General features: G+C 64.3%; 2 protein-coding genes. Both read right to left on the bottom strand.

The window, feature by feature from the left end; translation table 11 throughout:
- Nucleotides 1–353: 353 nt before the first annotated feature.
- A complete protein-coding gene (locus M7H19_RS11660) occupies nt 354–1139 on the bottom strand; it encodes a hypothetical protein (protein ID WP_298180740.1) in 786 nt (261 codons plus the stop codon).
- A 165-nt stretch (nt 1140–1304) separates the two neighbouring features.
- Nucleotides 1305–4472, bottom strand: coding sequence for a type I restriction endonuclease subunit R (locus M7H19_RS11655; protein ID WP_298180737.1), 3168 nt, complete (start codon nt 4470–4472; stop codon nt 1305–1307).
- Between the last annotated feature and the right edge of the window lie 80 nt (nt 4473–4552).

Here is a 4552-nt window from a genome sequence, read left to right as displayed (position 1 = left end):
CGGCACGTGCGCAATGCGGCCCGGTTCCGCCGCCGCCTGCTCGCCGCCGCCGTCCCCGCAGGCTGGCACAGCGTGACCATGACCGACCGTCACACGGTTCGGCACGGCATGCGGATCGTGCGCGCACGCGACCGCCGATAGCTGGGATGACACCGTACGATGCTGTTTGTCCGCATGAGTTGAGACGCCAGAAGGTCTAGAATATGGTCCGGGCCTCGGACGAGCTTACGTAAACTGGTCCTGCCACCGAGGCCAGGACCACGGTTGACGAACGCAAGAATGTCGAACGGTGCCTTTCTGATCGACGATCTTCTCGCATCGTTATCGCTTCCCGGGACACCATGATGGTCGTTCTATCGAAGGCGCTCTGGAAGCTCCGGTACTCCCGATGGGAACCACAGACCAGGTGCAAGATCAGTCGCGTCCACACCCCGGCCCGCCTTCCAAGCATGAATGGCCTCGTTGAAAAGAGGGCTGCGCTTCGCGCTCACCAACCATCCGATCGCGTCGTCATCGAGTTGGTTCGGTGCGTGTAGGGCGAGTTCAAGGTCGTCGGCGCGCGGTGGCGGGTTCTGGCGGGCCGACGCTGTGATCGCCGATTCCCACCAAGGGTTACCGAACCAATCCGAGGCATAGGAGCCTCCGCACACCGCGTAATACCTCATGGTCGCGGCCTCATCGCCACCAAAGCGGTCTTTGAGGTGTAGCGGAAGCCACGCGCCCTCATTGAGGTGCCATACCAGCTTGGTCCACGTTCCCGCGAACAGCTCGCCACAGGTGAAGGTGTTGGAACCCAGCACTATCGGCCGGTGCTTGTCCCGCAAGAGAGCGCGGACAGCGATGACATCGATTCCCTCAGGGTGTACGTGCGGTCTGATCTGACGCCAAGTCGCCACGTTGAGCCTCAGCATGTCCCGGTCCGGAATTCCGTCTCGGGCGTATGACCCACGCCGCGCGGTAGGTACAAACCCGCCACTGTGTATGTCCTCAACCACCGTGTTTCGCCAGCAAGACACGACATAACCGGTGGTCGCCAGAGCACATACCTCATCGTGATCCCGCTCCGGGTCGATGCCGAACGAACGTCTCAGACAGTCATCCATCATCTTGATCAAGCCTTGCGGATCATCGGTTGTCATTCGCCATTCCTTCGGGCATTGCATTGATTCCGTGGCCGCCGTTCCGGTTCAAGTCTTCCTCTTCGGCGGTGGTGAACTTAGAGCACAAGGCGACAAGCAACCCGGTTTCCGCGTACCATCACCGATCCCGCCCCTTACCTGATCTCACCAGGCGCGTGTGACACTTCAGCGATCGTCCTGGCGTGGACTCCATTCCTCGGCGAAGGTTTCCATCTGCTTGAGCACGAGCTGGATGGCTTCGGGTTGTGCGTCCGGCGGGTACTCATGGATCGCCAGCAGCCGCTTGATCGTGCTGCGCAGTTTCGCTCGCACGTCGTCCCGAGAGACCCAGTCGATGGTGACGTTGCGACGGAGTGCTTTCACCAGGTCCCGCGCGATGTCGGCGAGCTTTCCGTCGCCCATCTCCGTTACCGCGGACTCGTTCTGTGCGACGGCATCATAGAAGGCGAGCTCGTCCTCGCTTAAGGGCGGATCGAACTGCTGACCTCGCCGGGCATCGGCGGAGACCTCCTTGGCCATGCGCACCATCTCGGCGATGACCTCGGCCGCCGACAGGTTCTGGTTGGTGTATTTGCGCATCAGTTCCAGCAGTCGGTCGGCGAAACTCTGCTGGCGGACGATGTTGTGTTTGGTGACCTTGCGCATCTCCTGGTCGATCAGCCGCCGCAGCGCCTCGATCGCCAGGTGCGGGTTGCGGGCTTCCTGCATCTTCTTCAGGAACGCCTCGTCAAGGTGCGACAGGTCGGGCCGTGGAATCCCCGCCGCCTCGTACAGGTCGGTGACGCCACCGGCTTCGATGGCTCCGGCGGTGAGCTGCCGCAGCACGAGTTCGACGTCGGCGGGCACGGGCAGTCCCCGAGCCGCACGTTCCTCGGCGTCCCACTTGGCCATCCACACTCGGACGGCTTCGAAGTAGGCGATGTCGTCGCGGTACGGGTTCATCGCGCCGGTGCTGGCGCACAGCGCGTAGAACCGCGCTAGCTTGGCCGACGCCTTACGGAACCGCTCGTCCAGCGGTGGCTCGCCGTCCTCGACCTGGTTACCGGGGGTGGCAGGATTGCGCAGGAACTCGATGGCCCCCATAACCGCGTGCAGGAAGCTCTTCTCGCCTTTGACGGCGAGTTTGGCGCGCCAGTCGTAGCCGGCGAGGATCACGTTGCCGATGACGTCGTGCAGGTTCTTGACCTCGTCCAGCGCCCGTTCCAGGTCACGGCCCATCGGCTTGGTTTCCTGGTCACGCGTGGTGTATTCGGCCAGCGCCTTGTACAGGTTGTCGGTCAGCGGCGCATATCCGACGAGCAGACCGTCCTGCTTGTCCCGGAAGGTGCGGTTGACCCGAGCGAGGGTCTGCATGAGCTGCGCGCCCCGCATGGGTCGGTCGAGGTAGAGGGTGTGCAGCGGGGGCGAGTCGAAGCCGGTGAGCCACATCGACTGGACGATGGTGATCTCCAGCTCGTCGTCGGGATCTTTCATCCGCTGCTGGATCGCCTTGTTCTCCGACGGCCGCCGGACGTGCTTGCGGATCGGGTCGGGGTCTTTGGGTGTGCCGGTGTAGACGACCTTGAGCGTGCCCTTGTCGAGGTCGTCGCTGGCCCATTCCGGCCGCAGCTTGACGATCTCGTCGTAGAGGTTGGCGCAGATCTCCCGAGTGGCGCAGACGATCATGGCTTTGCCGGGGCCGCCGAGGAACTTGCGCATCTGCTCCCGCCGGGTTTCCCAGTGTTCGACCACGTCGGCGGCGAGTTTGCGTACTCGGTCGGGGGCGCCGTAGACGGTGTTCATCGCGGTGACGGCCTGCCGGATACGGGCCTTTTCCGCGTCATCGAGTCCGGCGGTGGCCTCGTCGGCGCGTTCGTCGATGAGCTCCGGGTCGATGTCGTCGGGGAGCTTGACCGGGATCAGTCGGCTCTCGTAGAACACCGGGACGGTGGCACCGTCCTCGACGGCGCGGGTGAGGTCGTAGATGTCGATGTAGGGGCCGAACACCTTGCGGGTGTCGCGGTCGGCTTCCGAGATGGGAGTGCCGGTGAACGCGATGAGCGTGGCGTGGGGCAGGGCGTCGCGCAGGTGGCGGGCGTAGCCGTCGAGGCTGTCGTAGTGGCTACGGTGGGCCTCGTCGACGATCACGATGATGTTGCGCCGATCGGACAGCAGCGGGTGTGTTCGCCCCGATTCCCGTTCGTCCTTGGTCCTGCCGAACTTCTGCAGCGTGGTGAAGATGATGCCGCCGGTGTTGCGGTTGGACAGTTCGGCGCGCAGTTCTTCCCGGCTCCCCACTTGGAGGGGTTTTTCGTTGAGAAGTTCGCTGGCCTGAAAGGTGCCGTAGAGCTGGTCGTCGAGGTCGGTGCGGTCGGTGATAACGATGATCGTCGGGTTGCCGAGCGCGGGGTGTCGCTGGAGCTGGTGGGCGTACAGCTCCATCTCCATGGATTTGCCGGAGCCTTGGGTATGCCAGACGACGCCGGCCAGGCCGTGGCCGCGCACGGCTTCGACGGTCTTGTCGACGGCCTTGGTGACCGCGAAGTACTGGTGGGCCTTGGCGATCCGCTTGACCAACCCACCCGGTGTCTGCGCGAAGGCGACGTGGCCGTGCAGCAAATCGAGCATGCGTGGCTGGTTGAACAGCCCGTGCAGCACGAGGTTGAGCGCGTAGTCGTCGGTGGTGGGTTTGCCTTCGTCGTCGACGTTCCACGGCGCGTAGTGCTCGAATCCGGTGAAGGCGGTGCCGTAGCGGGCGGTGATGCCGTCGGAGACGACGCACACCATGTTGAACCGGAACGCCATCGGCAGTTCGCGCACGTAGGTTTGAAGCTGCGCGTGTGCGCCGCGGAGGTCGGCGTGTTCGTCACCGGCGCGCTTCAGTTCGATCAGGCCGAGCGGCATGCCGTTGACGTAGAGCACCACGTCGAAGCGCCGTTTGGCCTCGCCTTCGACCACGGTGACCTGGTTGACGGCCAACCAGTCGTTGTCGGCCGGGTCGTCGCCGAGCAGTCGGACGGTCGGGTTGTGTTCCGCGCCGTAGGCATCGGTGTAGACGATGCTGCGCAGGCCCTTGGTGAGGTAGCCGTGGACGCGATGGTTCTCCGCCAGCGCGTCGCGCGAGGTGGGGGTGGTGACCTGGTTCAGTACTTCGTCGACCTGCGCTTCGGGCAGCTCCGGGTTCAGCCGGGCAATGGCGTCACGCAAGCGACCCCGCAGTACGAGGTCCTGCCACGACTCCCGCTCCCCCGACCCCGGCGCGATCCGCTTACCTTCGGTCGTATGCCAGGCGAGCTCACCGAGCGTGTCGAGCGCTAAGTGCTCCCACTCGGCCTCGGAATAGTCGCGGATCACGTCGCGTCCTCCACCATCTTCTCGGCATCCCGCACACGAAGCTCGCCGGACATCAGCTTGGGCAGGAGGGTGTCGCGGAG

The sequence above is a fragment of the Saccharomonospora sp. genome (genome assembly GCF_027317685.1).
In the GTDB taxonomy this organism is placed as follows: Bacteria; Actinomycetota; Actinomycetes; order Mycobacteriales; family Pseudonocardiaceae; genus Saccharomonospora.
Note: the sequence above shows the minus strand (reverse complement) of the source record. Positions and strands in the feature narration are given on the sequence as shown.